Source organism: Janthinobacterium sp. SUN100 (genome assembly GCF_030397705.1).
In the GTDB taxonomy this organism is placed as follows: domain Bacteria; phylum Pseudomonadota; class Gammaproteobacteria; order Burkholderiales; family Burkholderiaceae_D; genus Janthinobacterium; species Janthinobacterium kumbetense.
Genome location: NZ_JAPUBU010000001.1, coordinates 2,029,559 through 2,055,477, shown reverse-complemented (window position 1 = coordinate 2,055,477; position 25,919 = coordinate 2,029,559). Strand labels below are relative to the sequence as shown.

The 25,919-nt window shown below is 62.8% G+C and carries 17 protein-coding genes and 1 tRNA gene; 8 read left to right on the top strand and 10 right to left on the bottom strand.

Going from position 1 to position 25,919, the window contains the following annotated elements:
• Nucleotides 1-8: 8 nt before the first annotated feature.
• The 4 genes from O0881_RS09080 to O0881_RS09065 all read left to right on the top strand — a co-directional run bounded on the left by O0881_RS09080 (nt 9) and on the right by O0881_RS09065 (nt 5,479).
• Nucleotides 9-3,173: an efflux RND transporter permease subunit gene (locus O0881_RS09080; RefSeq protein ID WP_251350464.1), complete on the top strand. Its 3,165-nt coding sequence runs from the start codon at nt 9-11 to the stop codon at nt 3,171-3,173.
• A gap of 1 nt (nt 3,174) precedes the next feature.
• Nucleotides 3,175-4,623 carry an AdeC/AdeK/OprM family multidrug efflux complex outer membrane factor gene (adeC, locus tag O0881_RS09075; RefSeq protein WP_289910984.1) on the top strand — a complete coding sequence of 483 codons (1,449 nt, stop codon included), beginning with the start codon at nt 3,175-3,177 and terminating at the stop codon, nt 4,621-4,623.
• 62 nt (nt 4,624-4,685) lie between these two features.
• Complete coding sequence (locus O0881_RS09070) at nt 4,686-5,300, top strand: TetR/AcrR family transcriptional regulator (RefSeq protein ID WP_099667038.1); 615 nt, start codon at nt 4,686-4,688, stop codon at nt 5,298-5,300.
• Between the two features lie 102 nt (nt 5,301-5,402).
• Nucleotides 5,403-5,479: transfer RNA gene (locus O0881_RS09065), tRNA-Pro, on the top strand.
• A 593-nt stretch (nt 5,480-6,072) separates the two neighbouring features.
• Here the strand turns inward: O0881_RS09065 and O0881_RS09060 are convergent.
• A complete protein-coding gene (locus tag O0881_RS09060; protein ID WP_289910983.1) occupies nt 6,073-6,342 on the bottom strand; it encodes a hypothetical protein in 270 nt (89 codons plus the stop codon).
• 228 nt (nt 6,343-6,570) lie between these two features.
• Here O0881_RS09060 and O0881_RS09055 point away from each other — a divergent pair, with 228 nt between their 5' ends.
• The 3 genes from O0881_RS09055 to O0881_RS09045 all read left to right on the top strand — a co-directional run bounded on the left by O0881_RS09055 (nt 6,571) and on the right by O0881_RS09045 (nt 9,848).
• Nucleotides 6,571-6,756: a hypothetical protein gene (locus O0881_RS09055; protein WP_289910982.1), complete on the top strand. Its 186-nt coding sequence runs from the start codon at nt 6,571-6,573 to the stop codon at nt 6,754-6,756.
• Between the two features lie 658 nt (nt 6,757-7,414).
• Entirely contained in the window at nt 7,415-9,427 is a 2,013-nt protein-coding gene (locus O0881_RS09050) for a S9 family peptidase (protein ID WP_289910981.1), read from the top strand.
• Nucleotides 9,428-9,557: 130 nt separating this feature from the next.
• Nucleotides 9,558-9,848: a hypothetical protein gene (locus O0881_RS09045; protein WP_289904118.1), complete on the top strand. Its 291-nt coding sequence runs from the start codon at nt 9,558-9,560 to the stop codon at nt 9,846-9,848.
• Nucleotides 9,849-9,926: 78 nt separating this feature from the next.
• On the opposite strand, the gene O0881_RS09040 is transcribed toward O0881_RS09045, so the two are convergent.
• The 4 genes from O0881_RS09040 to O0881_RS09025 all read right to left on the bottom strand — a co-directional run bounded on the left by O0881_RS09040 (nt 9,927) and on the right by O0881_RS09025 (nt 12,083).
• Entirely contained in the window at nt 9,927-10,460 is a 534-nt protein-coding gene (locus tag O0881_RS09040) for a tail fiber protein (protein ID WP_289910980.1), read from the bottom strand.
• A 36-nt stretch (nt 10,461-10,496) separates the two neighbouring features.
• The gene (locus tag O0881_RS09035) at nt 10,497-11,030 is read right to left on the bottom strand and encodes a tail fiber protein (RefSeq protein WP_289910979.1); all 534 of its coding nucleotides are present in this window, start codon (nt 11,028-11,030) and stop codon (nt 10,497-10,499) included.
• A gap of 107 nt (nt 11,031-11,137) precedes the next feature.
• Nucleotides 11,138-11,671 (bottom strand): tail fiber protein, encoded by a 534-nt coding sequence (locus tag O0881_RS09030; RefSeq protein ID WP_289904121.1) that lies wholly within the window; start codon nt 11,669-11,671, stop codon nt 11,138-11,140.
• Nucleotides 11,672-11,825: 154 nt separating this feature from the next.
• The gene (locus O0881_RS09025; protein ID WP_289910977.1) at nt 11,826-12,083 is read right to left on the bottom strand and encodes a hypothetical protein; all 258 of its coding nucleotides are present in this window, start codon (nt 12,081-12,083) and stop codon (nt 11,826-11,828) included.
• A 172-nt stretch (nt 12,084-12,255) separates the two neighbouring features.
• On the opposite strand from O0881_RS09025, the gene O0881_RS09020 reads away from it, so the two are divergent.
• Nucleotides 12,256-19,605, top strand: a complete 7,350-nt coding sequence (locus tag O0881_RS09020; protein WP_289910975.1) for a putative Ig domain-containing protein — start codon at nt 12,256-12,258, stop codon at nt 19,603-19,605.
• A 66-nt stretch (nt 19,606-19,671) separates the two neighbouring features.
• Here O0881_RS09020 and O0881_RS09015 read toward each other — a convergent pair whose 3' ends face one another.
• From O0881_RS09015 to O0881_RS08995, 5 genes are all read right to left on the bottom strand, one after another.
• On the bottom strand, nt 19,672-20,700 hold the full coding sequence (locus O0881_RS09015) for an acyl-CoA dehydrogenase (RefSeq protein ID WP_289910973.1): 1,029 nt from the start codon (nt 20,698-20,700) through the stop codon (nt 19,672-19,674).
• A 159-nt stretch (nt 20,701-20,859) separates the two neighbouring features.
• Entirely contained in the window at nt 20,860-21,486 is a 627-nt protein-coding gene (locus O0881_RS09010; protein ID WP_289910972.1) for a hypothetical protein, read from the bottom strand.
• 227 nt (nt 21,487-21,713) lie between these two features.
• On the bottom strand, nt 21,714-22,406 hold the full coding sequence (locus tag O0881_RS09005; RefSeq protein ID WP_289910971.1) for a hypothetical protein: 693 nt from the start codon (nt 22,404-22,406) through the stop codon (nt 21,714-21,716).
• Nucleotides 22,407-22,749: 343 nt separating this feature from the next.
• Nucleotides 22,750-24,837, bottom strand: a complete 2,088-nt coding sequence (locus tag O0881_RS09000) for a methyl-accepting chemotaxis protein (protein WP_289910970.1) — start codon at nt 24,835-24,837, stop codon at nt 22,750-22,752.
• Between the two features lie 57 nt (nt 24,838-24,894).
• Nucleotides 24,895-25,689, bottom strand: a complete 795-nt coding sequence (locus O0881_RS08995; protein WP_289910969.1) for a TorF family putative porin — start codon at nt 25,687-25,689, stop codon at nt 24,895-24,897.
• Between the last annotated feature and the right edge of the window lie 230 nt (nt 25,690-25,919).

Sequence of the window (25,919 nt, the reverse complement as noted above, 5' to 3'; positions counted from 1 at the left end):
GAATATTAATGGCCCGTTTTTTCATTGACCGCCCGATTTTTGCCTGGGTGGTCGCGATCGTCATCATGCTTGCCGGCGTGATTTCGATCCTCAGCCTGCCGATCGCGCAGTACCCGAGCATCGCTCCGCCGTCGATTTCGATCAGCGGCTCCTATCCTGGCGCCTCCGCCAAGACCGTGGAAGACGCCGTTACCCAGGTCATCGAACAAAAGATGAAGGGTATCGACGGCTTGCGCTACATGGCCTCGTCGAGCGATGCCACTGGCGGCATCAGCATCACGCTGACGTTTACCAGCGGCACCAATCCCGACATCGCCCAGGTGCAGGTACAGAACAAGCTGCAGCTGGCCACGCCACTGCTGCCGACGGCTGTCACGCAGCAAGGCTTGGTCGTGTCGAAAGCGACGAAGAACTTCCTGATGGTGTTCGGTTTCATTTCCGAAAACGGCAAGATGGACCAGACCGACTTGAGCGACTATGTGGCCGCCAACGTCGTCGATCCGCTGAGCCGCGTGCCCGGCGTGGGCGACGTGACACTGTTCGGTTCGCAGTACGCCATGCGTATCTGGCTCAATCCGGCCAAGCTGCAAAGCTTTAACCTGACCCCGGCGGACGTGATCACGGCCGTGCAGGCGCAGAATGCGGAAGTGTCGGCCGGTGAGCTGGGCGGCACGCCGTCCATCAAGGGCCAGCAGCTGAACGCGACCGTGTCGGCGCAAAGCCGTCTGCAAACGGTGGAGCAGTTCGGCGCCATCCTGCTGAAAACCACGACCAACGGTGCCATGGTGTACCTGAAGGACGTGGCCAGCATGGAACTGGGCCGCGAGAACTACAATACCGTGGCCCGCTACAACGGCCATGCGGCAACGGGCGTGGCGATCAAGCTGGCGACGGGCGCCAACGCGCTCGATACGGCCAATGCGGCGAAAGCCATGCTGGGCAACCTGAGCAAGCAATTCCCTGAAGGCATGAGCTATCAGGTGGCGTTCGACACGACCCCGTTCGTGAAACTGTCCATCGAAGAAGTGGTCAAAACCCTGGTCGAAGCGGTGATCCTGGTGTTCCTGGTGATGTATCTGTTCCTGCAGAACTTCCGCGCCACCCTGATCCCGACCATGGCCGTGCCGGTCGTGCTGCTGGGTACCTTCGGTATCCTGAACGCGTTTGGCTATTCGATCAATACGCTGACCATGTTCGCCATGGTGCTGGCCATCGGTTTGCTGGTCGACGATGCCATCGTGGTGGTGGAAAACGTCGAGCGCGTGATGAGCGAAGAGGGCTTGTCGCCGCTGGAAGCGACGCGCAAGTCCATGACGCAGATCACGGGCGCGCTGGTCGGTATCGCCATGGTGCTGTCGGCCGTGTTCGTGCCGATGGCCTTCTTCGGCGGTTCGACGGGCGTGATTTACCGCCAGTTCTCGATCACCATCGTCTCGTCGATGGTGCTGTCCGTCGTCGTCGCGCTGGTGTTTACGCCAGCCCTGTGCGCCACCCTGCTCAAACCGGTCGAAAAAGGCCATCACGCGACGAACAAGGGCTTCTTCGGTTGGTTCAACCGCAGCTTCGATAGCAGCAGCAACAAGTACCAGGGCCTGGTCGGCAGCATGATCCGCCACCGCGCCCGTTCGATGCTGTTGTATGTGCTGTTGCTGGCCGGCCTGGTGTTCATCTTCATGCGCCTGCCGACCTCCTTCCTGCCGGAAGAAGACCAGGGCATCCTGTTTACGCAGATTCAATTGCCGACGGGCGCCACGCAAGAGCGCACCCTGAAAGTGATCGAACAGGTCGAAGACCACTTCATGAACAGCGAGAAAGACAACGTCGCTTCCGTGTTTGCCGTCGCCGGTTTCAGCTTCGGCGGTAACGGCCAGAATACGGGTATCGCCTTCGTGCGCCTGAAAGACTGGTCGCTGCGCAAGGACGTGGCGCAAAAAGCGCCGGCCGTGGCCGGTCGTGCCATGGGCAAGTTGTTGCAGATCAAGGATGCGATGGTGTTTACGTTTGCACCGCCTGCCGTGCTGGAACTGGGTAACGCCACCGGTTTCGACATGCAACTGCAGGATATCGGCGGTGTCGGCCATGACGCCCTGATGGCGGCGCGTAACCAGTTGCTGGGCATGGCGTCGCAGAATCCGGCCATGGTGGGCGTGCGCCCGAACGGCCAGGAAGATACGCCGCAGTACAAGATCGACATCGACCAGCAGAAAGCGACGGCGCTGGGCTTGCAGATCTCGGAAATCAACCGCGTGCTGAGCGTCGGCTGGGGTAGTTCATATGTGAACGACTTCCTCGATCGTGGCCGCGTGAAGAAAGTGTTCATCCAGGGTGACGCCAGTTCGCGCATGCTGCCGGAAGACTTGAACAAGTGGTTCGTGCGCAATACCGCTGGCCAGATGGTGCCGTTCTCGGCCTTCGCTACCGGCAAGTGGATTTACGCGTCGCCACGCCTGGAACGCTACAACGGCTTGCCGTCGGTAGAGATCCTGGGTACGCCGGCGCCGGGCCAAAGCACGGGCGCCGCCATGAACGCGATGGAAGAAATGGTCGCCAAGTTGCCGCCTGGCATCGGCTTCAGCTGGACCGGCGTGTCGCTGGAAGAGCGCGAATCCGGTTCGCAGACGCCGCAGCTGTACGCGCTGTCGCTGCTGATCGTGTTCCTGTGCCTGGCCGCGCTGTATGAAAGCTGGTCGATTCCGTTCTCCGTGCTGCTGGTGGTACCGCTGGGCGTGATCGGCGCCGTGCTGGGCACCTGGTTCTTCGGCCTGTCGAACGACGTGTACTTCCAGGTGGGCTTGCTCACGGTGGTGGGCCTGTCGGCGAAGAATGCGATTCTGATCGTCGAATTCGCCAAGGAAATGCAGGAATCGGGCATGTCGCTGCTGGACGCGACCTTGCATGCGGTGCGTCTGCGTCTGCGTCCGATCCTGATGACCTCGATTGCCTTCGGTCTGGGCGTGTTGCCACTGGCCATATCCAGCGGCGCCGGTTCCGGCAGCCAGAACGCCATCGGTATCGGCGTGCTGGGCGGTATGTTGACGGCCACGTTCCTCGGTATCTTCTTCGTGCCGGTGTTCTTCGTGCTGGTGCGCGGCTTCTTCTCGAAGCCGGACGCGCCCGCCACGCCGGCGACGCCTGGCTCGCCAGCCGTCACGCTTTCTAAGGATGCGCATTAATATGAAAAAAACGCTACTCTCCATGGCGGCATTGGCCTTGCTGGCCGGTTGCAGCCTGGCTCCGACGTATGAGCGTCCGGCAGCGCCGGCGCCCACAAGCTGGCCGACCGGTCCTTCCTACAAGGCCGACACGGCCGCCGCCGACGCCAAGCCGGTGGCGGACGTCGCCTGGCGCGAGTTCTTTGCCGATGCGCGCCTGCGCCAGGTACTGGAACTGGCGCTGGCCAACAACCGCGACCTGCGTGTCTCGATCCTGAACATCGAGAAGGCGCGCGCCACCTACGGCATCGAACGCGCCGCGCTGATCCCGACCCTGTCGGCGTCCGGCGGCCAGACGGCCAGCCGCGTGCCGAAGAACGCCAGCGCCAACGGCGAAGCGTCCATCAACCGCCAGTACACGGCGAACCTGGGCGTGTCGGCTTACGAGCTGGACCTCTTCGGCCGCGTGCGCAGCCTGTCCGACAGTGCGCTGGAGCAATACCTGGGCACGGAAGAAGCCCGCCGCGCACAGCAGATCAGCCTGGTGGCCGAAGTGGCCAGCACTTATCTGAACCTGGTGGCCGACCAGCAGCGCCTGCGCGTGGCGCAGGACACCCTGAAGAGCCAGCAATCGTCGTATGACCTGGCCGTGCGCCGCTTCAGTGCCGGTGCGACTTCCGGCCTGGACAAGTACGATGCCCAGACCAGCGTCGAGTCGGCCCGTTCCGACGTGGCTGTCTACACGAGCCAGGTTGCGCTGGATCAAAACGCGCTCGTCCTGCTGGTGGGCGGCCCCGTGCCGGCCGACCTGCTGCCGCAAGGCGAGTTCGGCGCCGTGACGGCCCTGGCGGACATTCCGTCCGGCGTGCCGTCGGACGTGCTGCAACGCCGTCCCGACGTGCTGGCGGCCGAGCGCACCTTGCGCGCTGCCAACGCCAACATCGGCGCGGCGCGCGCGGCGTTCTTCCCGCGCATTTCGCTGACGGCCACGGCCGGCTCGCTGAGCGACAACCTGTCGGGCCTGTTCAAGGCGGGCAGCGGCACGTGGAGTTTCATTCCGCAGATCAGTTTGCCGATCTTCGATGGCGGCGTGAACCGCGCCAACCTCGATATCGCCAAGGTGCAGCGTGAAATTTCCGTGGCGCAATACGAAAAGGCGATCCAGGTCGCCTTCCGCGAAGTGTCCGATGCGCTGGCCCAGCGCGGCACCATCGACGAGCGCCTGCAATCGCAGGTTTCGCTGGTCGAGGCGTCGACGAAGAGCTACACCATCCACGACGCGCGCTACAAGCAGGGCGCCGAGTCCTACCTGAACGCCCTGGTGGCCCAGCGCGCGCTGTACACGGCGCAGCAAAGCCTGATCACGGCGCGTCTGGCCAAATCGACCAACCTGGTGACCTTGTACAAGGTGCTGGGCGGCGGTTGGCAGCCTGAGCAGACAGCCGTCGCGGCGGCTGGCGGCGTCCAATAATCACGGGGACGCCGACGCCGGCCTTGCCCGCAAGGGCAGGGCCGGCGCGCTACTGGAAAATCATGAACCAAGTTGAAAAGAAGCATCCGGATCCCGAGCGCGCCAACACGCGGCGCAAGCAGGTGCTCGATGCGGCCGAAAGCTGTTTCAGCCGCCGCGGCTTTCACGGCGCCAGCATGGCCGAGATCTCGAAAGCGGCCGGCATGAGCGCGGGCCATATCTATAATTATTTTGACAGCAAGGATGCGATCATCGCCGCCTTCGTCATGCAGAATACGGAGCGGGTATCGAACCTGATGCAGGACCTGGCGCAGCGCGAAGACCCGCTGCAGGCCGTGATCGACAATGCGGGCGAGCATGTGCTCGAAGCGCTGGACCCGAAAACGTGGATGATGCCGCTGGAAATCTTTGCCGAAGCATCGCGCAATCCGGCGATCGCCGACATGCTGCAATGCTCGGATCAGCGCTCGCGCCAGTTGTTTCTCTCCATCATCCGCGATGCGCGCATCAAGCGCGGCTTGCCGGCCGATGAAGAGATGCTGGAAGGCCGCCTGAATGCCCTCGTCGCCATTTACCAGGGCTTGCCCGTGCGCTTCATTCACAATCCGGACGTGAAAGTCGAGCCGCTGATCGCGGGCTTCCGCATCGTCCTGACGGCGCTGCTGCTGAACGAATAGGCCGCTTGCCAGGGCCATGCAAAAAAGTTTGCGCAGTTCGATATGAATCATGCGCAAAGCATGGCAAAAACCTAAAAGCCTCTGCTATAATTCCCACCTCGTCGGGGCGTAGCGCAGCCTGGTAGCGTACATGCATGGGGTGCATGGGGTCGGAAGTTCGAATCTTCTCGCCCCGACCATTAGATTCAAGGAGTTACAGCGCAAGCTGTATAGAAACCCAGTACTGTATATTATACGTTTGTATAATATCGGTGCTGGGTTTTTCCGTTTACATCACGTATGATTTTCGTTGCCGTATGCCGATGTCCGCTATCGGCCTATTGTGTTGAAAAACGCAGGTGCGTTGACATTCAGATAGAAATTTTACCCGCCTAGACTGTCCGGAACCGCCGCTATTGAAGGCGTGCCGACTGCTTGGAGGTCTGAGACATCCCGAACTTGTTGCCGCTCGACTTCTTCAACACAATAGGCCAAGAGTGGACGGATGACGGACAGTGAAACCGCGTCGAGTATATAGGCATGGTAAAAATAAACACAACAGGAACGATCATAAATTCTGAGCACCCAACTCATCAGGTTCGAGTTGAGTATGAATCGGAAAAAACAGGAGGCTATTTCATCTTTGAATGGTGGGACGGTCGTGGTGATCCAAATCCCAATAGTGCTTTTGATTCATGGGTGGAGACTTTGAGTGACGTGTCTCAGTTCATTGCCGAGACTGGATGGGAAATCCGTTGGCAATAAATATAAGGCTGAAACCGGCCAGGAGCAGTCATAGAGTTAGATTAACCTCATGAGAAAAGCCCGTGATTTTGCGGCTAGGCCCGCTACCCACCACCGTGGCGCTGCCATTGAAGGTGGTGTTGACCTGATCCGGCAAGAGCAGCAATTTGCGCGCTTCGCCGGTTTCACTGCGGGACTCTTCAGTGGCTGGGATGGAAATGCCGATGTAGCCTGTGTATGCCTGGAAGCCCTTGACGACGTTTTCGTAGCACAGCGCGAGTTCCTTGCTGACCGGCACGTAATGCATCGCCGCCAGCATGGGCGCTTCCACGGCCCGTATCCAGCAGAGCACCTCGTGGCTGTCGCTGATCTACTTCCGTCGCGTGTGAAAAATGCACACGGGACCTGACCGCGGGCCGGAATGTGCGAGTTGCGATATGGTAATAAAATGTATTTCAGACTGATTTCTTGTAATTCATTGAATTTTAATTTCATTATATGAATTATTGCTTTCAAAGTAAGGGAATTTATTTTATTTGGAGCTGACATGAAAAATAAAGGTATTAAAAGAGGATCCTTGATAACATTTTGTGGGTTTTTAATTGCTGGATCAATGGTGCTAATGAGTTTTGAATTGAGAAATTATTTTTTTGATTTATTTGCAAAGCTTGGTTTTGTGGTGTTTTTTTTCGGAATGATTGTTTCTATCTACGACTTCCTCAAAAGTAAGTGACTTATGGCTGTGTCGATGAAATGGAGCCTTATGGTTGATGCGCGAAATTGCGCCATATCATCAGATAAAGTTATGTTGTTGACAGTGGAGGGGATTTTCGAGCTACGCCAGACTACTGATATGGAATGAATATTCTGACGACTTGAAAACTGGAGTCTGCCAGTCATTTCAAGGAGCGATGAGCCACTGGCATCATCCAGCAGTGAGCATGGGATGGGAAGCTGCGAGAAAAAACGGGGGCGAAAATGTATAATTTTTGCAGAAAAAACACCGCGACATGCGGGCTTGAATACCTGTTGGAACGTACTGTATATTATATGCCCGATTCTCTCTATATATAGCGTCCATGCGGGTTACGGCTTGGTGTCGTCGTGTAGGGGGCATAGGGTCGGAAGTTTGAATCTTCTCGCCCCAGCCATTAGATGCAAGGATTTAGGCCACTCCGCGCAGTGGCCTTTTTCTTTTCTCCGTCCGGTCACGCCTGCCGCGCGCCGGCAGTCGCCTGACCGGCACCGCGGTCCGTTCCCCGTTTCTCCCCGTCCATCCCCCGATTTTCGTCCCTTGTCGCGTAGTCAACCTGGCAATACTGCTTTGGCCTATGATGTGCTGGCACATGCACGTGTGAAGTTTCCCTTCATTCATCAACCATGAGGTGTCCATGATTCGCTATGTCCTGCCTTTCCTGTTGTTCGCCAGCGCACTGCCGGCGCACGCCCAAGCTCCTGTCAATGACACGCCGCTGATCGAGCGGGCCAAGCTGTTTGGCAATCCCAGCAAGTCCGGCGGGCGCATCAGCCCGGATGGCAAGTGGCTGTCGTGGATCGCGCCGCGCGACGGCGTGCTCAATGTGTGGGTGGCGCCGGCCAGTAATCCGGCGCAGGCGCGTCCGCTGACGCAAGAAAAGGTGCGTCCCATCCGCAGCAGTTTCTGGTCGCCCGATTCGAAAACCCTGCTGTTCATCCAGGACAAGGGCGGCGATGAAAATTTCCTGCTGTACGGCGTGAATGTCGTGAGCGGCAAGCAGGTCAGTTACACGCCGTTCGAGAAGACCCGCGTGCGCGTGATCCAGATCAGCAGCAAGGTGAAGGACCGTATCTTGATCGGCATCAATAACCGTGATGCGCGCTGGCATGACGTGTATAGCCTGGACCTGGCCAGCGGCAAGCTGACCCTGGTGGGGCAGAATGACGGCTACGGCGGCTACCTGGCCGATGAACTGCTCAATCTGCGCATCGCCAGCAAGGCGCGCGCCGACGGCGGCATGCAGTATTTCCGCATCACGGACGGCAAGGCCGAGAGCACGCCGCTGGCGGAAGTGGGTCTGGAAGATTCGCAGACGACGGCGCCGCTGGCCTTTACGGTCGACGGCAAGACCCTGTACTGGACCGATTCGCGCGGCCGCAATACCTCGGCGCTGCTGGCGCAGGACGTGGCCAGCGGCAAGACCACGGTGGTGGCGCAAGACCCGCGGGCCGACATTTCCGACGCCCTGTACGACACGCGCACAGGCAAGGTGCAGGCGTATTCCGTTGACTATCTGCAGCACGAATACCTGCCGCTGACGGATGACCTGAAGGCCGACCTGGCCTTCCTGAAGAAGCATGCCAAGGGCCAGTTCAACGTGACGTCGCGCACGGACGCCGATGACAAATGGCTTGTGGGCGTCGATGCCGTCACGGCGCCGGCATCGAGCTGGCTGTACGACCGCAAGAGCAAAAAGCTCACGCAGCTGTATGTCACGCGGCCCGAGCTGGAAGGCGCGCCATTGGTGCCCATGTATCCGCAGCAAATCAAGGCGCGCGACGGCCTGACCCTGGTCTCCTATCTGACCTTGCCGCAGGCATCGAAGGCGGGCGCCGGCGGCGTGCCGTCGCAGGCGGTGCCGATGGTCCTGCTGGTGCATGGCGGCCCGTGGGCGCGCGATACCTATGGCTATAACAGCTACCATCAATGGCTGGCCAACCGCGGCTATGCGGTGCTGTCCGTGAATTACCGGGGCTCGACGGGCTTCGGCAAGCAATTCATCTCGGCCGGCGACCTGCAGTGGGGCCGCAAGATGCATGACGACTTGCTCGACGCAGTGCAATGGGCGGTGAAGAGCGGCGTGACGACAGCCGACAAGGTGGCCATCATGGGCGGCTCGTACGGCGGCTACGCCACCCTGGCCGGCATGGCGTTTACGCCGACGACGTTTGCCTGCGGCGTCGACATCGTCGGCCCGTCGAACCTGTTTACCTTGCTGCAAACCATTCCGCCGTACTGGGAAGCGGGCAAGCAGCAGTTCTACAAGCGCATGGGCGACCCGACCACGGAAGAGGGCAAGGCGCTGCTGAAGGAACGCTCGCCGCTGAACTTTGCGCAGAACATCCAGCGCCCGCTGCTGATCGGCCAGGGCGCGAACGACCCGCGCGTCAACGTGGCGGAATCGGACCAGATCGTGGCGGCCATGGCGGCGAAGAATATTCCCGTCACCTACGTGCTGTTCCCCGACGAAGGCCATGGCTTTGCCCGGCCCGTGAACAACATTGCCTTCAATGCGGTGACGGAAAACTTCCTGGGGCAATGCCTGGCGGGCCGCGCCGAGCCGATCGGCGCCACGCTGAAGGCGTCCACCGCGCAGGTCAAGCACGGCGCCGGGTTTGCGCCGGGGCTGGAAGAGGCGATGCGGTAACAGGCAATGCCGGCGGGTGCTGCCTGCGCGCCGCACCCGTCGGCAAATTCCGCATTAAAAGAGTTTCAATGAAACAATGATTCATTTAGAATAAGTCACTGTCCTGCCAATATCTGAACGGAAACGCACCATGGATATACTGACCCTCGAGCATTTTGCGCCGCGCCTGAATGAAACGTTTATCTCGGTCAGCGACGGCAACGCGCCGTTCATCCTGGTGGAGGCGCGTCCGCTGCCGGCATCGACCTTGCAGGGAATGTTGCGCCCACCGTTCAGCCTGCTTTTCCGCAATTCTTCCGCCATCGTCTTCAACCAGAAAATTTTCCAGCTGCAGCATGACGCTTTCGGCGAAGTGGGGATTTTTCTCGTGCCGGTGGCGCGGGACAACCATGGCTTCCTGTACCAGGCCGTGTTCAACTAAGCTCTTGCCCCGCGTGTCCTGATGCGGCTGGAAACAAGGCTGGCTGTGCGCCTGCCTTGTTTCCCCATCCGGCTTGCCTCAATCAAACCGTGGGAACTCTCCCTGCAATGCGATGCAGTAGTTCAGTGCCAGCAAGGGCTGGCGGTTTTCGTGCGCCTGGTTGCCACCGGTAATGCCGACGACGTTGGGTGCCAGCCTGGTGTCGGGAGTGATGCTGAGCGTCATGGCCGTCGTCTTGCCCGGTGCCAGCAGCAGTGCGTCTGTTACAGGGATATTGCTTTGCAGAGTAGCTGTCGGCTGGCGGTTGACCGTCATGACATGCCGGTGCGCCGGCATTTCCTGCGCCGTCAGCGTCACGCCTGCGGCGCCAACGAATTCGCCGATGTCATATTGCGACAGGCCGGGCCCCGTACCCTGGCTGAACGCGGCGCGGCCGACCAGGTTGGGGAGCTGGAAGGTGGTGCTGCCATTGCCGCCATAGGTGGTGCCGATCAGCGCAAACAGGGCACTGTTCTGGTTCACTGACAGGGTGGCGCCGTTGCACAGCGCCCAGCCTGCTGGTGGATAGTTGAAACCGAAGATCTGAATCTCGCCAAGAAATGGTGATGCCACGATTTTTCTCCTGTGAAGTCGGGTGGACTGTCGTCGTTACTGCTGCGAAGGGAAGACGCCCTGCCATGCGATGCAAAACGACACGGCCAGCGTCGGCATGCGGTTTTCATGGGGGAGGTTGGCGCCAGCGAGGCCGCAGGCGACGCCCGACAGCACCGTCGGCGTGCTCCCTGTGGCACTGGTCGCGTACATATTGTCACTGTTGGTGGCGGCGCCCAGCGCCAGCGTCGGCCCCGGCGTTGCGGCATTGGCGGTGGCGTTGGTGGCAAAAAAGATGTGCGTGTGCTGGGGAATCTGATCTGTTGTCAAGGTGACCTGCTCGTTGCCACCGGTGCCGCCGATGACGCGCGGCGTCAAACCTGCTCCCTGTCCCTGGTGCAAGGGCAACTGGCCGCGCAAGTCCGGCACGGCAAAGGTGTTGACGCCGTCGCCACCATAGGTGGTGCCGATCAACATGAACAACACTTGATATTCAGAAATAGGTTTGAGGCTGCCGTCACAGGCAAACCACCCGGTGGGTATGCGTGGAAAGGCAAACTGGCGAATTTCACCTACGTAACAATCAGACATGGCTTACTCCGTAAAAAGGCGGGACACGGTTTGTAGCACCTGGGGGAAACCGGCTGCGCTTCGCGGCCACAAGGCACTGCCGCGCGCGACGGTGTTGTCAGGCGAGGTCAGTTGCGCGAGGGGTAGACACCACTCAAGGCAATGTTGAAGTTGATGACGCGGAAGGGTTGCAAATTATTATGCGGGCCGTTGCCGCCTGTCGTAGCCAGCGTCTGTTGCGCCAGCGCAACCTGCGGTCCCGTCGCGGCGACATAAATCGACTCCGCCCCGCTGCCGGCATACAGCGCGCCAGCCGGATTCTTGAGCGTTCCCGCAGTCGTCAGCGCGCTGGCCGCATGGTTGTGCGCAGGCAGCTGGCTCACTAGCAAAGTGACAGCTTCTGAACCGGCCGGGGTGCCCTGGGTGAGCGGGGATGGTTGCCAGCTGCCGTCGACAGAGGCTCCTGAACCGAAAGGCGTGCGTCCGCGTAAATCGGGCAAGCCAAAGGTCGATTGTCCATTGCCGCCGAACTGGGTGCCCAGCAGGGCAAACAGGGCTGCATTCTGTTGAACCGGCAGCAGCTGCCCGTTACAGGCGGCAAATCCTCTGGGTGCGAAAGCAAAACCGGCCATCATGATTTGGCCTACAAAGACGTCAGACATGCTATTTCTCTCCCCATAACTGTTGTGAAATGGAACACAAGGATAATACATTTAGCAACGGCAATTGATTTACATTAAAATATCTTTTTTTAGCAACACTTTTTAGTTGCTTTATTTGCTACTCGTAGTAGCATACGTTGATGTAAAGCAAGCGTCAATAGCGTGAGGCATCCTTTCCGGGGCCGTTGACAGTAGCTGAAATCGACATGAATGGTGGCCATATTGCCGTGTGCCAGAGCCATACCTTCCTCACCCAAGAAATGTATCGAAGGAAAATAATGTTTCTAAATCTCAGCGAATCTGGTTGCCAGTCGGCCACCGTCAGTGACATGGATATCTTGGCTGCCGGCAAGCGCGGCGCGGCGCGTGCCGCGCTCTTGCCTTCCTGGCTGATGCGCATGGCGGTGGCCATGCTGTTCATCCTGTTGGCTTTGTATTCGCAGCATGCGGGTGCGGCCACTGCATGCACGAATCCGGTCAACGTCACCATATCGGCAGGGGGGACTGTTCTGGATGACTATAATCCCAATGGTTGCACTTATGGTCTGACGGCGATACAAATTCCGCCGATACATGGCAACATCATGCAGGATCCGGTCAGTACGAATATCGTGCACTATGTTAATAGAGCGAGCGATAACGCCACCTTTGATACCTTTACTGTCGGTGACGATGCTCTGAACCCCATCGTTTATAACGTCACGATACTGCCCACTACGCCCGTTGCCGGCAATGTCAGCGCCACGGTGGCCTTCGGCAGCGGCCCGACTGCGATCCCCCTGAACCTGAGCGGCGGCGCGGCAGCGACATCGGTGGCGGTGGCTTCCGCCGCCGCGCATGGCACGGCGACGGCCAGCGGCACCAGCATCACCTACACGCCGACGGCAGGCTATGGCGGACCGGACAGCTTCACTTATACGGCCACCAACGGCAGCGGCACCTCGGCGCCGGCCACCGTGACGATCACAGTGGCCGGCCCCACCATCACGATTGCGCCTAGCACCGTGCCGGCAGCCACCGTGGGCGCGGCCTACAGCCAGAGCGTGACCGCCTCGAACGGCTTCGCGCCATACGGGTACGCGATCAGCGCCGGCACCTTGCCGGCCGGCCTGACCTTGAATGCCTCGACTGGGTTGCTGTCGGGCACGCCGACGGCGGGCGGCACCTTCAACTTCACCGTGCGCGCCACCGACAGTTCGACGGGCAGCGGCCCGTATTCCGGTGCACGCGCCTACGCGATGACGGTCAATGCGCCGACGATCAGCATTGCGCCGACGGTCATGCCGGCGATGACGGCTGGCGTCGCCTACAGCCAGAGCCTTGCCGCCAGCGGCGGCACGGCCACATATGGCTATACCATCACGGGCGGCAGCGTGCCGACGGGCCTGAGCCTGGCGCCGGACGGCACCTTGTCGGGCACGCCGACGGCGGCGGGGCCATTCAACTTTACCGTCACGGCCACGGACAGCAGCACGGGCACGGGTGCTCCTTACACGGGTTCGCGCGCCTATTCCGTCACCGTGGCGGCCGGTGCGCCCGTTGCTGGCAATGTCAGCGCTCCGGTGGCCTTCGGCAGCGGCCCGACTGCGATCACGCTGAACCTGAGCGGCGGCGCGGCGACGTCGGTGGCGGTGGCGTCTGCCGCCAGCCATGGCACGGCGACGGCCATCGGCACCAGCATCACCTACACGCCGACGGCCGGCTACGGCGGGCCGGACAGTTTCACTTACACGGCCACCAACGGCATCGGCACTTCGACTGCCGCTACCGTGACGATCACGGTCGGCGGCCCCACCATCACGATTGCGCCAAGCACCGTGCCGGCAGCCACCGTGGGCGCGGCCTACAGCCAGAGCGTGACCGCCGCGAACGGCTTCGCGCCGTACGGGTACGCGATCAGCTCCGGCACCTTGCCGGCCGGCCTGACCTTGAATGCCTCGACTGGCTTGCTGTCGGGCACGCCGACGGCGGGCGGCACCTTCAACTTCACCGTGCGCGCCACCGACAGTTCGACGGGCACTGGCCCGTATTCCGGCGCGCGCGCCTACGCGATGACGGTCAATGCGCCGACGATCAGCATTGCGCCGACGGTCATGCCGGCGATGACGGCTGGCGTCGCCTACAGCCAGAGCCTTGCCGCCAGCGGCGGCACGGCCACCTACAGCTATGCCATCACGGGCGGCAGCGTGCCGACGGGCCTGAGCCTGGCGCCGGACGGCACCTTGTCGGGCACGCCGACGGCAGCGGGGCCATTCAACTTTACCGTCTCGGCCACCGACAGCAGCACGGGCAGCGGCCCCTACACGGGTTCGCACGCCTATTCCGTCACGGTGGCGGCCGGTGCGCCCGTTGCCGGCAATGTCAGCGCCACGGTGGCCTTCGGCAGCGGCCCGACTGCGATCACGCTGAACCTGAGTGGCGGTGCGGCGACGTCGGTGGCGGTGGCGTCTGCCGCCAGCCATGGCACGGCGACGGCCATCGGCACCAGCATCACCTACACGCCGACGGCCGGCTACGGCGGGCCGGACAGTTTCACTTACACGGCCACCAACGGCATCGGCACTTCGACTGCAGCTACCGTGACGATCACGGTCGGCGGCCCCACCATCACGATTTTGCCTAGCACCGTGCCGGCAGCCACCGTGGGCGCGGCCTACAGCCAGAGCGTGACCGCCTCGAACGGCTTCGCGCCATACGGGTACGCGATCAGCTCCGGCACCTTGCCGGCCGGCCTGACCTTGAATGCCGCCACCGGTTTGCTGTCGGGCACGCCGACGGCGGGTGGCAACTTCAACTTCACCGTGCGCGCCACCGACAGTTCGACGGGCAGCGGCCCGTATTCCGGTGCACGCGCCTACGCGATGACGGTCAATGCGCCAACGATCAGCATCACGCCGACGGTCATGCCGGCGATGACGGCCGGCGTTGCCTACAGCCAGTCCATCAGCGCCGCCGGCGGCACGGCCACGTACAGCTATGCCATCACCGGCGGCAGCGTGCCGACGGGCCTGAGCCTGGCGGCGGACGGCACCCTGTCGGGCACGCCGACGGCGGCGGGGCCATTCAACTTTACCGTCACGGCCACGGACAGCAGCACGGGCACGGGTGCTCCTTACACGGGTTCGCGCGCCTATTCCGTCACGGTGGCGGCCGGTGCGCCCGTTGCCGGCAATGTCAGCGCCACGGCGGCCTTCGGCAGCGGCCCGACTGCGATCACGCTGAATCTGAGTGGCGGTGCGGCGACGTCGGTGGCGGTGGCGTCTGCCGCCAGCCATGGCACGGCGACGGCCATCGGCACCAGCATCACCTACACGCCGACGGCCGGCTACGGCGGGCCGGACACCTTTACCTACACCGCGACCAACGGCATCGGCACTTCGACTGCAGCTACCGTGACGATCACGGTCGGCGGCCCCACCATCACGATTGCGCCAAGCACCGTGCCGGCAGCCACCGTGGGCGCGGCCTACAGCCAGAGTGTGACCGCCGCGAACGGCTTCGCGCCGTACGGGTACGCGATCAGCTCCGGCACCTTGCCGGCCGGCCTGACCTTGAATGCCTCGACTGGCTTGCTGTCGGGCACGCCGACGGCGGGTGGCAACTTCAACTTCACCGTGCGCGCCACCGACAGTTCGACGGGCACTGGCCCGTATGTGGCAGCGTTGGCCTACACGATGACGGTGTCTGCGCCAACGATCGTTGTCACGCCGACGGTCATGCCGGCGATGACGGCTGGCGTCGTCTACAGCCAGAGCCTTGCCGCCAGCGGCGGCACGGCCACATATGGCTATACCATCACGGGCGGCAGCGTGCCGACGGGCCTGAGCCTGGCGCCGGACGGCACCTTGTCGGGCACGCCGACGGCAGCGGGGCCATTCAACTTTACCGTCACGGCTACCGACAGCAGTACGGGCACGGGTGCTCCATACACGGGGTCGCGCGCCTACTCCGTCACGGTGGCGATCGCTCCCCCCATCGCCAGTGCCGTCAGCGCCACGTTGGCCTTCGGCAGCGGCTCGACTGCGATCCCCCTGAACCTGAGCGGCGGTGCGGCGACGTCGGTGGCGGTGGCCTCCGCCGCCGCGCACGGCACGGCGACGGCCAGCGGCACCAGCATCAGCTATACGCCGACGGCCGGCTATGCGGGTCTTGACAGCTTTACCTATACGGCCACGAATGGCAGCGGCACGTCGGCGCTTGCCACCGTGACGATCACCGTTGGCGTGCCCAGCGTCAGCCTGACGCCGGCCACGCTGGCCAATCCAACGGTGGAAGCAGCCTACTCAGCAACGCTGACGGCCGCAGGCGGCACGGCACCGTATACTTATAGTGTCAGCAGCGGCAGCCTGCCTGCCGGCTTGAGCCTGAATACGGCTACCGGTGTATTGTCCGGCACGACCAACCTGGCAGGTAGCTTTACGTTCAGCCTCAAGGCCACGGACAGCAGCACGGGAGCGAGCGCACCGTTCGGTGCGACCAACAGCTATACCGTGACCATCGCCGCACCGGTGATCGCGGTGGCGCCAGGTACGCTGCCGGCAGCGGCAGCGGCCACCGTGTACAGCCAGCAAATGACGGCCAGCGGCGGCGTCGGGCCCTATGCCTATACGGTATCGAGCGGTAGCTTGCCAGCCGGAATTACCCTGAATAGCAACGGTTTGCTCAGTGGTACGCCAACGGCGGCGGGCAGCTTCACGTTCACCGTGCAAGCAGCCGATGCGCACCTGTTTACCGGCACGCAAAGCTATACCTTGGTCATCTCCTCGGCGGCGGTCAGCCTGACGCCTGCCACCTTGCCCAATCCGACGGCGGAAGCGGCCTACACTGCAACGCTGACGGCAGCGGGCGGCACGGCACCGTATACTTATAGTGTCAGCAGCGGCAGCTTGCCGGTCGGCCTGAGCCTGAATGCGGCCACCGGCGTGCTGTCCGGCACGACGAACGTGTCCGGCAGCTTCACCTTCAGTCTGCGCGCCAGCGACAGCAGCACGGGGACGGGCGCGCCGTTCAGCGCAAGCAACAGCTATACCGTGAACGTTGCTTCGCCGACGATTTCTGTGACGCCAAACACCTTGCCGGCGGCAAGCGTCGCCACTGCATACAGCCAGCAGTTGTCGGCCAGCGGTGGTGTCGGCCCTTACGCCTACACAGTGTCGAGCGGCAGCCTGCCAGCCGGCCTCACCCTGAACAGCAACGGTTTGCTCAGTGGTACGCCGACGGCGGGCGGCAGCTTTAGCTTGACCGTGCAAGCGGCCGATGCACATTTGTTTACCGGAACGCGTAACTATACCCTGGTGGTCTCTTCTGCCACGGTCAGCCTGACGCCGGCCAGCCTGCCCAATCCAACGGCGGAAGCATCGTACAGCACAACACTGACTGCGGCGGGAGGCACGGCGCCGTACACATTTAGTGTCAGCAGCGGCAGCCTGCCTGCCGGCTTGAGCCTGAATACGGCCACGGGCGTGGTGTCCGGCACGACGAACGTGGCGGGCAGCTTCACCTTCAGCGTACGCGCCAGCGACAGCAGCACGGGGACGGGCGCGCCATTCAGCGCGACCAACAGCTATACCGTGACCGTGGCGGCACCGACCATGAACCTGACCCCGGGCAGTCTGGCGGCGATACGCGCCGGTGACGCCTACAGCCAGCAGTTCACTGCAGTCGGCGGCGTCGCGCCGTACGCGTATTCGGTGAGCAGCGGGGCCTTGCCTGCGGGCCTGGTGCTCGATGCCGCCAGTGGCGTGCTGAGCGGCACCCCGACCGCGTTCGGCAGCTTCAGTTTTACGGTGCAAGCGAAGGACGCGCACCAGTTCACGGTGCAGCAAGCGCTGACCCTGCAGGTGAACCAGGCGCCGCCGCCGGTGCCCAATGAAACGGCGACCACCTCGGCCAACCAGGAAGTGAGCCTGACCATCGCTTCCACGGATGGCAGCCCGATCACGGACGTGACCATCGTCACGCCGCCGCAGCACGGGCGCGTTACGGTGGTCTCGAGCGGTGCCTCGGCGCGCATGGCGCGCGCCGTCGCCGGTGCGAGTTTCAAGGTGACGTATGTGCCGAATGCCAACTACTTCGGTCCTGACAGCTTCAGCTACACGGCGACGGGTCCAGGCGGCACCTCCGCGCCGGCCACGGTCAGCGTGACGGTGGCGCCGCAGCCGGTGCCGGTGCCTGTCGCCAAGACGGCGACGGTATTGGCCGGCACGCCGGTGACCCTGCAGGTGACGCAGGGCGCCACCGGCGGCCCGTTCACGGCGGTGGCCATCACCACGCAGCCGGCCAGCGGCACGGCAGTCGTCAATGGCATGGACATCGTCTACACGCCAGGCATCAACACCAGCGGCGACATCAGCATCGGCTACACCGTGTCGAACGTGTTCGGCACCTCGGCGCCGGTGAAAGCGACCATCAGCGTCAATCCGATGCCGCAGGTGGTCAGCCAGAGCGCCACGGTGGTGGCCGGCCTGACGGTGACGGTCGACCTGACGGCGGGCGCCACGGGCGGCCCGTTCACGGCGGCCAATGTGCTGAGCGTGGCGCCGGCCGAGGCGGGCAAGGTGGTGGTGCGCGACGTGGGCACGGCCGGCAAGCCGTCGTACCAGCTGAGCTTTGCGGCTTCGGGCAAGTTTGCCGGCGCGGCAGTCGTCAGCTACACCCTGAGCAATGCCTTTGCCACCTCGAAGCCGGGCGTGGTCAACGTCACCGTGACGGCGCGGCGCGATCCGTCGCTCGATCCGGAAGTGATCGGCTTGCAAGCGGCGCAAGCCGATGCGGCGCGGCGTTTCGCCACGGCGCAGCTGTCGAACTTCACGCAGCGCCTGGAAAGCCTGCATGGCGATGGCTGGGGACGGTCGAACTTTGGCCTGAGCCTGACGCCGCCGAACGACAGCGGCAATCCGACGGCGGCGCTGGCGCGCTGGCAAGAGCAGGAAGCGGACCGCGTGTTCGGCACGGCCGTGAAACCGTTCATGCGCAAGGCGTCCCTGCGCCAGCCCGATGCCGGTTTCAGCAGCGATAAGGCGGTGGGCGGCACGGATGTCAGCCAGGCAACGAATGGCTTGCCGGACATGCCGCAAAAGCCGGACACGCAGAAACAGGCGTTGTCGCTGTGGCTCGGTGGCGCGGTCGATTTCGGCCAGCACTATGTGAATGGCCGCGACACGGGCTTCCGCTTCCGCACGAATGGCGTGAGCGTGGGCGGCGATTACCGCTTGAGCGACCTGGCGACCCTGGGCGTGGGTGCCGGTTTCAGCCATGACCGCAGCGATGTGGGCCAGAACGGCAGCCGCAGCACGGCCGATAGCGCCGTGGCGGCCGTGTATGGCAGCCTGCGTCCGAGCAAGGGCGTCTTCCTTGACGGCGTGCTCGGCTACGGTACCCTGCAATACGACGCGTCGCGCTATTTGACCGATGGCAGCGGTTTCGCCACGGGCGAACGCGACGGCAAGCAAGTGTTCGGCGCGTTGGTGGGCGGTATCGAGATGCGTCAGGAAACCTGGATGTGGTCGCCGTATGGCCGCGTGGAACTGATGTCGGCCAAGCTCGATCCGTACACGGAGAAGGCGGCGGGCATCAACGCCCTGAGCTACTTCAAGCAAACGGTGCGTTCGCGCATCGGCGCGCTGGGCGTGCGGGCCGAGGGTATCTATGTCGGTGGCCTGGGCACGTGGTTCCCGCGTGCGCGGCTCGAGTACCGCCACCAGTTCCAGGGTGCCGATGATGCGCGCCTGGCGTATGCCGACCTGGTGGCTGACGGTCCCGTGTACGTGATCCGCACGGTGCCGCAGCAGACGGGCAACTGGACGGCGGGCCTGGGCGTCAAGCTGCTGTTGTCGAACGGCATGACCATCACGCTGGACTACAACAGCAATCTGAACATCGATAGCGGACGTACCCAGTCGGTGATGTTCGGTATCGCCATGCCGCTCAAGTAATCAATCAGCCTTCAGGCTAATCCTGATCGCCGGCCCGGAGTCCATCCGGTCCGGCGATTTTTTTTGTCACAGCGACCAAGGATGGTCTTCTGCGCCGGCGACGATGCCGCCCAGCACGGCCTGGTCGCGCTCCGCGTGGCTCTGGCGCAGGAACACGGGCAGGTCGGCAGCCAGGCGGGCGAAACGGGCATCGCGGCACAGGGGGGCTGCGCCCAGCGCCCGCGTGGCCAGGTGCAAGACCAGGGTGGCGGCATCTTCCGTTGCCAGGCGCAGGCGCAGGGCCAGTCCCATGGCGTCGCGTTGCGGGTGCAGGTCGATTTCGGCGGCGCCTTCGCGCAGCAGGGCGCCGGTGGCGCGCAAGACGCAATCGATTTGCCCCAGCTGCGCCAGGCGGACGGGGTCGGGGGCGGCGTGTTGCGCGCGCGCATGCAGGTGGCTGGCGACGGCGCAGGCCGCGCCATACCAGGCGGCCGCGATGCCCGCGCTGCCATGCCAGTAGCCGGGCCGCTGCAGATAGGCGCCCGGCGCGCCCACGGAAAAGGCGCGCGCGGCAGAAAAAGTCACGTCGACGCTGGCGCAGGCATGCATGCCGACGGCTTGCCAGCCTTCGTCCGTGACGTGCACGCCGGGCTGCGACAGGGGCACCGACGCCAGGCAAGCCTGGCCTGCGTCGTTCCAGAAGCTGACCAAAGCATGGCTGAGGCCCTGTGCCCCGGCACACCAGGCCTTGCGTCCGTCGAGCACATGGCGGCCCTCGGCCGTTTGCCGCAAGCGGACGCGCGCGCCCGGCAGGTCCGCGCACCAGACGCCCCAGCAGCTGCCGGCCGGCACGGCGGAGCCGCCGATTTCCGCCAGGATGGCGAGCGCATCGGTATGGCCTTCATACAGCTTGAGCAGGGAGAGGTCGACGGCGGCGATGGCGGCCAGCATTTGCCAGCGCTGCAGGGTGGCGCCGTGGCCGGGCAGGGGCAGCTGGTCCAGTCCCGCGTCGCGCAAGCGCCGCAAGCCTTCGATCGGGTGGAAAGCGCTGTCCTGGGGCTGCAGCAGGGCATCCAGTGCAGCGTGGGAGGGCAGGGGAAAGGCATGGTGTGACATGGCAAGCTCCTGTTTTTCTACAGGATAGCTTTTTATTTTTGCAATGTCTGTTTGATTTTACACAGACTCCCGTTCACGCTTGCGAGTCCATGAAGCGGCGGGCGAGAAGATGCGCCGTGGCAACTGCAGGGCCGGGTGGCCCCGCAGCTGATCACGCGCTTATTTTTTCACGTAGTGCACGTCCAGGACATACACGCCCTTTTTCGGGTCCAGCACCACCGAGTACAGGTCGTTGCCGTGCAAGGACAGGCCGCCGGGGACGCTCGGCGCCGGCAGCATGCCTTCATCCCACATGCACGATTCGCCATTATCCACGTTGACGCACCATTGCTGTTTGCCATCGCGCAATACATATTGCACGGTGGCGCCGCTGCGCTGGAAGGTATAGGCCGGCACCGACGAGGTGAACTTGTCGACGCGCAAGTTCGTTGCCGCGGCATTTTCCGCCAGCTTGATCGGCATGTCGGCTGTACCGTCCGGCTTGCCGGTGATTTTCGCGCTCATGCCGTCCGTCGCGACCACGGGGCCGGTGCAATCGGCCTTGAAGTAGGTTTCGCCGGTCGGCGTCAGTTCCAGCGAACCGCTGCCGTCGCTCTTGAGCGCGATGACGAGCACTTGACGGTCGTGATCGTCGCACGCCGATTGCCACGTGCCGAGATATGCGGCCAGTGGCGAGGTGGAACCGGAATCGCCGGCAAGCTGCTGCGCCGAACCGCCGCCACCGCCGCCGCAGCCGGTCAGGAGTGCCGCGGCCGAGCCGACCAATACTGCCAATAATTTTTTCATTCAGAGTCCTTTTTATCCGGCAGCGGTGCGTGCCGTCAACGCGGCCTGATTATAGGATTATTAATAGGAAGGAATTCTCACCGAATCTATCGCTGACTTGATTTGGATCATGTCGCGGCAATCCGCTGAAATGGTTTGCGGGAATGAAGGGAGGATGTGGTGTAACTGGTGCGCATTGCGCCGCTCACGCGACGCAATGGCTGATTATTGGCTGATTACTGACTGATTTATTGTTTTACATAGTGCATATCGAGCACATAAGCACCGTCTTTCTGCATCACGGTAAACAATTCGTTACCGCGCAAATAAAAGCCGCCGTTGCCACTTACTGCCTGTTGTACGCCGGTATCCGGGATGTCCGTGGTGTCGCCACTGCCATCGGTGATGCGCCAATTGGGTTTGCCATCGACCAGCACCGTGGTGACGGCCGGGCCCGTAATCTGGACGGTGTGGGCTGGCAGCGACGATACGACCTTGTCGATGCGGATGTCCGTGGCAGGGCTGTCCGCCGTCAGTTTGAGCTGGATATTGCCTGCGCCATCCGGCGTCGCGGTAATCTTTTCACTCGTGGTTTCCGTAAATTGCACGGGGCCGCTGCAATCGGCAGTGCTGAAGGTTTCATCGTAGGTCGATATTTCCAGGGCGCCGCTGCCATCGTTCTTGAGGGCGACGACGAGGCGCTGGCGGAAAGAGTCGTTACACGCGGGTGTCCAGGTGCCAACATAGGCGGCCAGTGCGGGAGGAGGCGGAGGTGCGACCACCACTGGCGGGGGCGCTACCACCACTGGCGGGACCGCTACGTCTACATTGCCGTTAGCACTACCGTTAGCATTACCATTAGCGCTACTGTTTCCGCCACCACCGCAACCAGTCAATACCACTGTGCCCGATACCATTAATAAAGCCAATACTTTTTTCATCCGTGATTCCTGTAAATCTTCAACCGGCTGGAAGCGTGCCGTATACGCGGCGATATTATAAAGTACATGCGTATCTTATTTTTCTGGAATCTGAAATTGGCCGCAATGCCTGCATTGAAAATGGTCATCGGATAAATTCCGGCAGGAGCGGTTGACCATTTTCCTGGTGCTGACGTGGCGGGAAATAAAGGAAGGTAATCTCAGGTGCGGCCATTCAATGGCGTCGAGGAGAAACAGGCGGGTGCCGCGCCGAATCCGGCGCGAGGCAGGTATTGATATGGCCGTTTATAAAATTCGTGCCGGCGCCTGAATCTGGCGCCGGCCGCAGCCGGAAATGGCCGGCTTAAAACTCTTCCCAGTCATCGCCTGCCGGCGCCTTGGCTGGCGCATGCTGTGCCGCTTGCGGCTTGGCAACATTCAGGCGTTTGGCTGGCGCGGCTGTCTTGGGCGTCACGGCGCGCGGCGCCGCTGGTGCCGCCGGTGTTGCTGTGGGCGCTGCCTGGCGCGCCTGCTCGCCCAGCTTGAACACGCTGACCACCTCGGCCAGATGGCTGGCCTGGTCTTGCAGGCTTTCGGCGGCCGCTGCCGCTTCCTCGACGAGGGCCGCGTTTTGCTGCGTCACGCCATCCATCTGCGCCAGCGCCTGGTTGACCTGCGCAATGCCGTCGCTTTGCTCGGTGGTGGCGACGCTGATGTCGGCCATGATGGCGGTGACCTTGCGCACGCTGTCGACCACCTGTTCCATGGTGGCGCCTGCTTCATCGACGAGCTTGCTTCCGGCGGCCACCTTGCCCACGGAATCGTCGATCAGCAGCTTGATTTCCTTGGCCGCCGCGGCGGAGCGCTGCGCCAGGTTGCGCACTTCCGTGGCGACGACGGCAAAACCGCGGCCCTGTTCGCCCGCGCGCGCCGCTTCCACGGCCGCGTTCAGCGCCAGGATATTCGTCTGGAAGGCGATGCCGTCGATGACGCTGATGATGTCGACGATCTTGTTCGACGAGTCATTGATCGACGTCATGGTTTCTATGACTTTGCCGACCACTTCGCCGCTCTTCTGTGCCACACTCGATGCGGAAGCAGCCAGTTGATTCGCCTGGCGCGCATGGTCGGCATTTTCCTTGACGGTGCCCGTCAGTTCTTCCACGGAGGCGGCCGTCTCTTCCAGCGAGCTGGCTTGCTGTTCCGTGCGGGCCGACAGGTCGTTATTGCCTTGCGCAATTTCCGCGCTGGCGCGCGCCACGTTGTCGGCACTGGCTTGCACTTGCAGCAGCACGGCGTGGATCTTTTCCACGAAGGCGTTGAAACCCTTGCCGATGACGGCCAGCTCATCGGTGCCCTTGACTTCCAGCTTGACGCGCAGGTCGGCGTCGCCGCTGGACAGGTCCGTCATGGTGCGGCCCAGGGTGCGCAGGGGGCGCGTCAGCTGGTTGACGACGAGAATCAAAATGCCAGCCGTGGCTGCCGCGCACAGCAGGGCAACGATCAGCGTGTAGACCATCAGGTCGCGCGCCGAGGCGGTGGCCACGCTTTTCGGGAAATTCAGTTCCACGCTCCACGGCGCGATGTCGGGGTGGATCTGCAGCGGCTGCAGCAAGTGGATGTAGCCCTTGTCGTCCTCGTATTCATACGCCTGGCCCTGGCGCACCTTTTCCAGGCCGGCGGCGGGCACGTCGTCCGCCTTCTTGCCCAGCCGTGCAGGCTCGGGGTGGCTGGCGTACAGGCCGCCGTTCGAGATCAGGGCCAGCTTGCCGCCCTCGATCACTTTCAGGTCGGCGAGGATTTTCGCCAGGCGCGTGAGCATGAAGTCGGCGCTGGCCGTACCCTTGAAGCTGCCGTCGATCATGATGGGCGCCACCAGCGAAGCCATCAGCACATCCTTGCCGTCGACGGGATAGATATACGGTTCCGTAAAGTAGGTCTTGCCGGTGCGCTTGGGCACGTCGTACCAGTCGTTGGCGCCCGCTTTCGGGTCGAAGACGATGGGTTCGACTTGCAGCTTGCCGCCGGCGCCCCGTGTCCAGTAGGGCATGAAGCGGCCGCTGGCGTCGTAGTTCGGTTTCTGGTTGGCAAACTCCGCATCCTTGCCGTCGAGTGCGTTCGGCTCCCACGTCACGGCCGAGCCCAGCAAGTCTTCCGAGCTGGTCAACGTCGCCTTGGTCAGTTCATTGATCTGGTCGCGCTGCAGGGGCAAATTCGCGCCCTTGGTGCCGCGCATGGCGCCGGCCAGACTGGAAACGCTCGACAGGTTGCTGGCGATGCGCGCCTGCAGGGCGCCGGCCACTTCGCGTGCCGACGTGCGCGCCAGTTCCAAAGCAGCCGCCTCGGCGCTGGCGCTGCTCTTGTAGCCGATCACGGCCGCCGTGACGCCGAGGCTGAGGATGGCGAGCGCGGTGGCGGCGACGCAGATTTTACTGTTCAGTGATAGTTGCATGAGGCTGTTCCTTGATGGGGAGGGGTATAGGTGTCTCGGGCGTCGCGGGTAGCGCGCCTAGAAAGTCTTGCTGACGGCCACCACGAAGGTGGTCGCGGCCGGGTTCGAGGTGTCGAACTGGCCGGCCGCATTCGGGATGCCCAGCGTGTAATGGTCGTAGGCGTCGGTGGCGCCCCAGGCGCGCGTCACGGCGCCACTCAGGCTCCAGCCGCCGTCGAAGGCCCGCGTGACGCCCACCTTGGCATCGCGCCAGTTCCACATGGCATTGCCCGTGCCCGCCACGCGGCCATTGCCGGCGTGCAGGTTCAAGGTCCAGGCATTGCCCAAGTCGGCATTCGCGCCCACGTCCAGGTAACCCGTGCCGCGCGCATGCGTGATGCCGAAGAAGTCGCGCGTGACGGTATGGTTGTATTTGGCGTACAGCATGCGGTAGGTCAGGCCCAGCGACAGTTCGCCATAGTCGTACCTGACGCCTGTGGCGCGGTACACGGCGCCCGGATACTTGTAGTAATACGCGAGCACGCTGTAGCCCAGCTCGCCCGCCGTGCCGCCGTAGCCGCCGTACAGGTCCCATTCGACGCTTGCATCCTCGATATAGCGGTCGCTGACGGTGGAAGCCCAGGTGCCCAGCGACCAGCCGCTCGGGTGCGCGTAGTCGGCGCCCGCCTGCAGGGCCGGCTTGCCCCAGGTCTGGCGGAAGCCGCGCGAAATGTATTGCGAAGTGAGGCTGGCATTGGCGCTGAAGGTGGCGCCAGTGCCGTCCGTGGTCTGGGCTTGCACGGGCAGGGCGGCCGCCAGCAGGAAGGCGCAGCCCAGCAAGGATGATCCGGGGAAATGGTGGTCCGATGGCATGGCAGTCAGCTCCGTATTTGCCGGCAGCGGCCGTCCAGGCGCGTTGCCCTGATGGTTGCAATAAAAATGCGGAATGGACTTTTGTGAAGGCAAGGCGAGGCCGCTTGCATGCTCGCTTGAACATGCACACATTCTCACCAAACGTAACTGAAAGGATAGGGGCTAGGGCTAGTGGAAGTCAATAAAGTTGCGCTACGGAAATCGTAAGTTGTTGTTTCCTGGCACTTTTT

Bases quoted from the DNA above. Each gene is read 5' to 3' on its own strand.
- O0881_RS09080 (WP_251350464.1), top strand. From the start codon at position 9: ATGGCCCGTTTTTTCATTGACCGCCCGATTTTTGCCTGGGTGGTCGCG.
- adeC (WP_289910984.1), top strand. From the start codon at position 3,175: ATGAAAAAAACGCTACTCTCCATGGCGGCATTGGCCTTGCTGGCCGGT.
- O0881_RS09070 (WP_099667038.1), top strand. From the start codon at position 4,686: ATGAACCAAGTTGAAAAGAAGCATCCGGATCCCGAGCGCGCCAACACG.
- O0881_RS09060 (WP_289910983.1), bottom strand. From the start codon at position 6,342: ATGCTGGCGGCGATGCATTACGTGCCGGTCAGCAAGGAACTCGCGCTG.
- O0881_RS09055 (WP_289910982.1), top strand. From the start codon at position 6,571: ATGAAAAATAAAGGTATTAAAAGAGGATCCTTGATAACATTTTGTGGG.
- O0881_RS09050 (WP_289910981.1), top strand. From the start codon at position 7,415: ATGATTCGCTATGTCCTGCCTTTCCTGTTGTTCGCCAGCGCACTGCCG.
- O0881_RS09045 (WP_289904118.1), top strand. From the start codon at position 9,558: ATGGATATACTGACCCTCGAGCATTTTGCGCCGCGCCTGAATGAAACG.
- O0881_RS09035 (WP_289910979.1), bottom strand. From the start codon at position 11,030: ATGTCTGATTGTTACGTAGGTGAAATTCGCCAGTTTGCCTTTCCACGC.
- O0881_RS09030 (WP_289904121.1), bottom strand. From the start codon at position 11,671: ATGTCTGACGTCTTTGTAGGCCAAATCATGATGGCCGGTTTTGCTTTC.
- O0881_RS09025 (WP_289910977.1), bottom strand. From the start codon at position 12,083: ATGGCCACCGCCATGCGCATCAGCCAGGAAGGCAAGAGCGCGGCACGC.
- O0881_RS09020 (WP_289910975.1), top strand. From the start codon at position 12,256: ATGCAGGATCCGGTCAGTACGAATATCGTGCACTATGTTAATAGAGCG.
- O0881_RS09015 (WP_289910973.1), bottom strand. From the start codon at position 20,700: ATGTCACACCATGCCTTTCCCCTGCCCTCCCACGCTGCACTGGATGCC.
- O0881_RS09010 (WP_289910972.1), bottom strand. From the start codon at position 21,486: ATGAAAAAATTATTGGCAGTATTGGTCGGCTCGGCCGCGGCACTCCTG.
- O0881_RS09005 (WP_289910971.1), bottom strand. From the start codon at position 22,406: ATGAAAAAAGTATTGGCTTTATTAATGGTATCGGGCACAGTGGTATTG.
- O0881_RS09000 (WP_289910970.1), bottom strand. From the start codon at position 24,837: ATGCAACTATCACTGAACAGTAAAATCTGCGTCGCCGCCACCGCGCTC.
- O0881_RS08995 (WP_289910969.1), bottom strand. From the start codon at position 25,689: ATGCCATCGGACCACCATTTCCCCGGATCATCCTTGCTGGGCTGCGCC.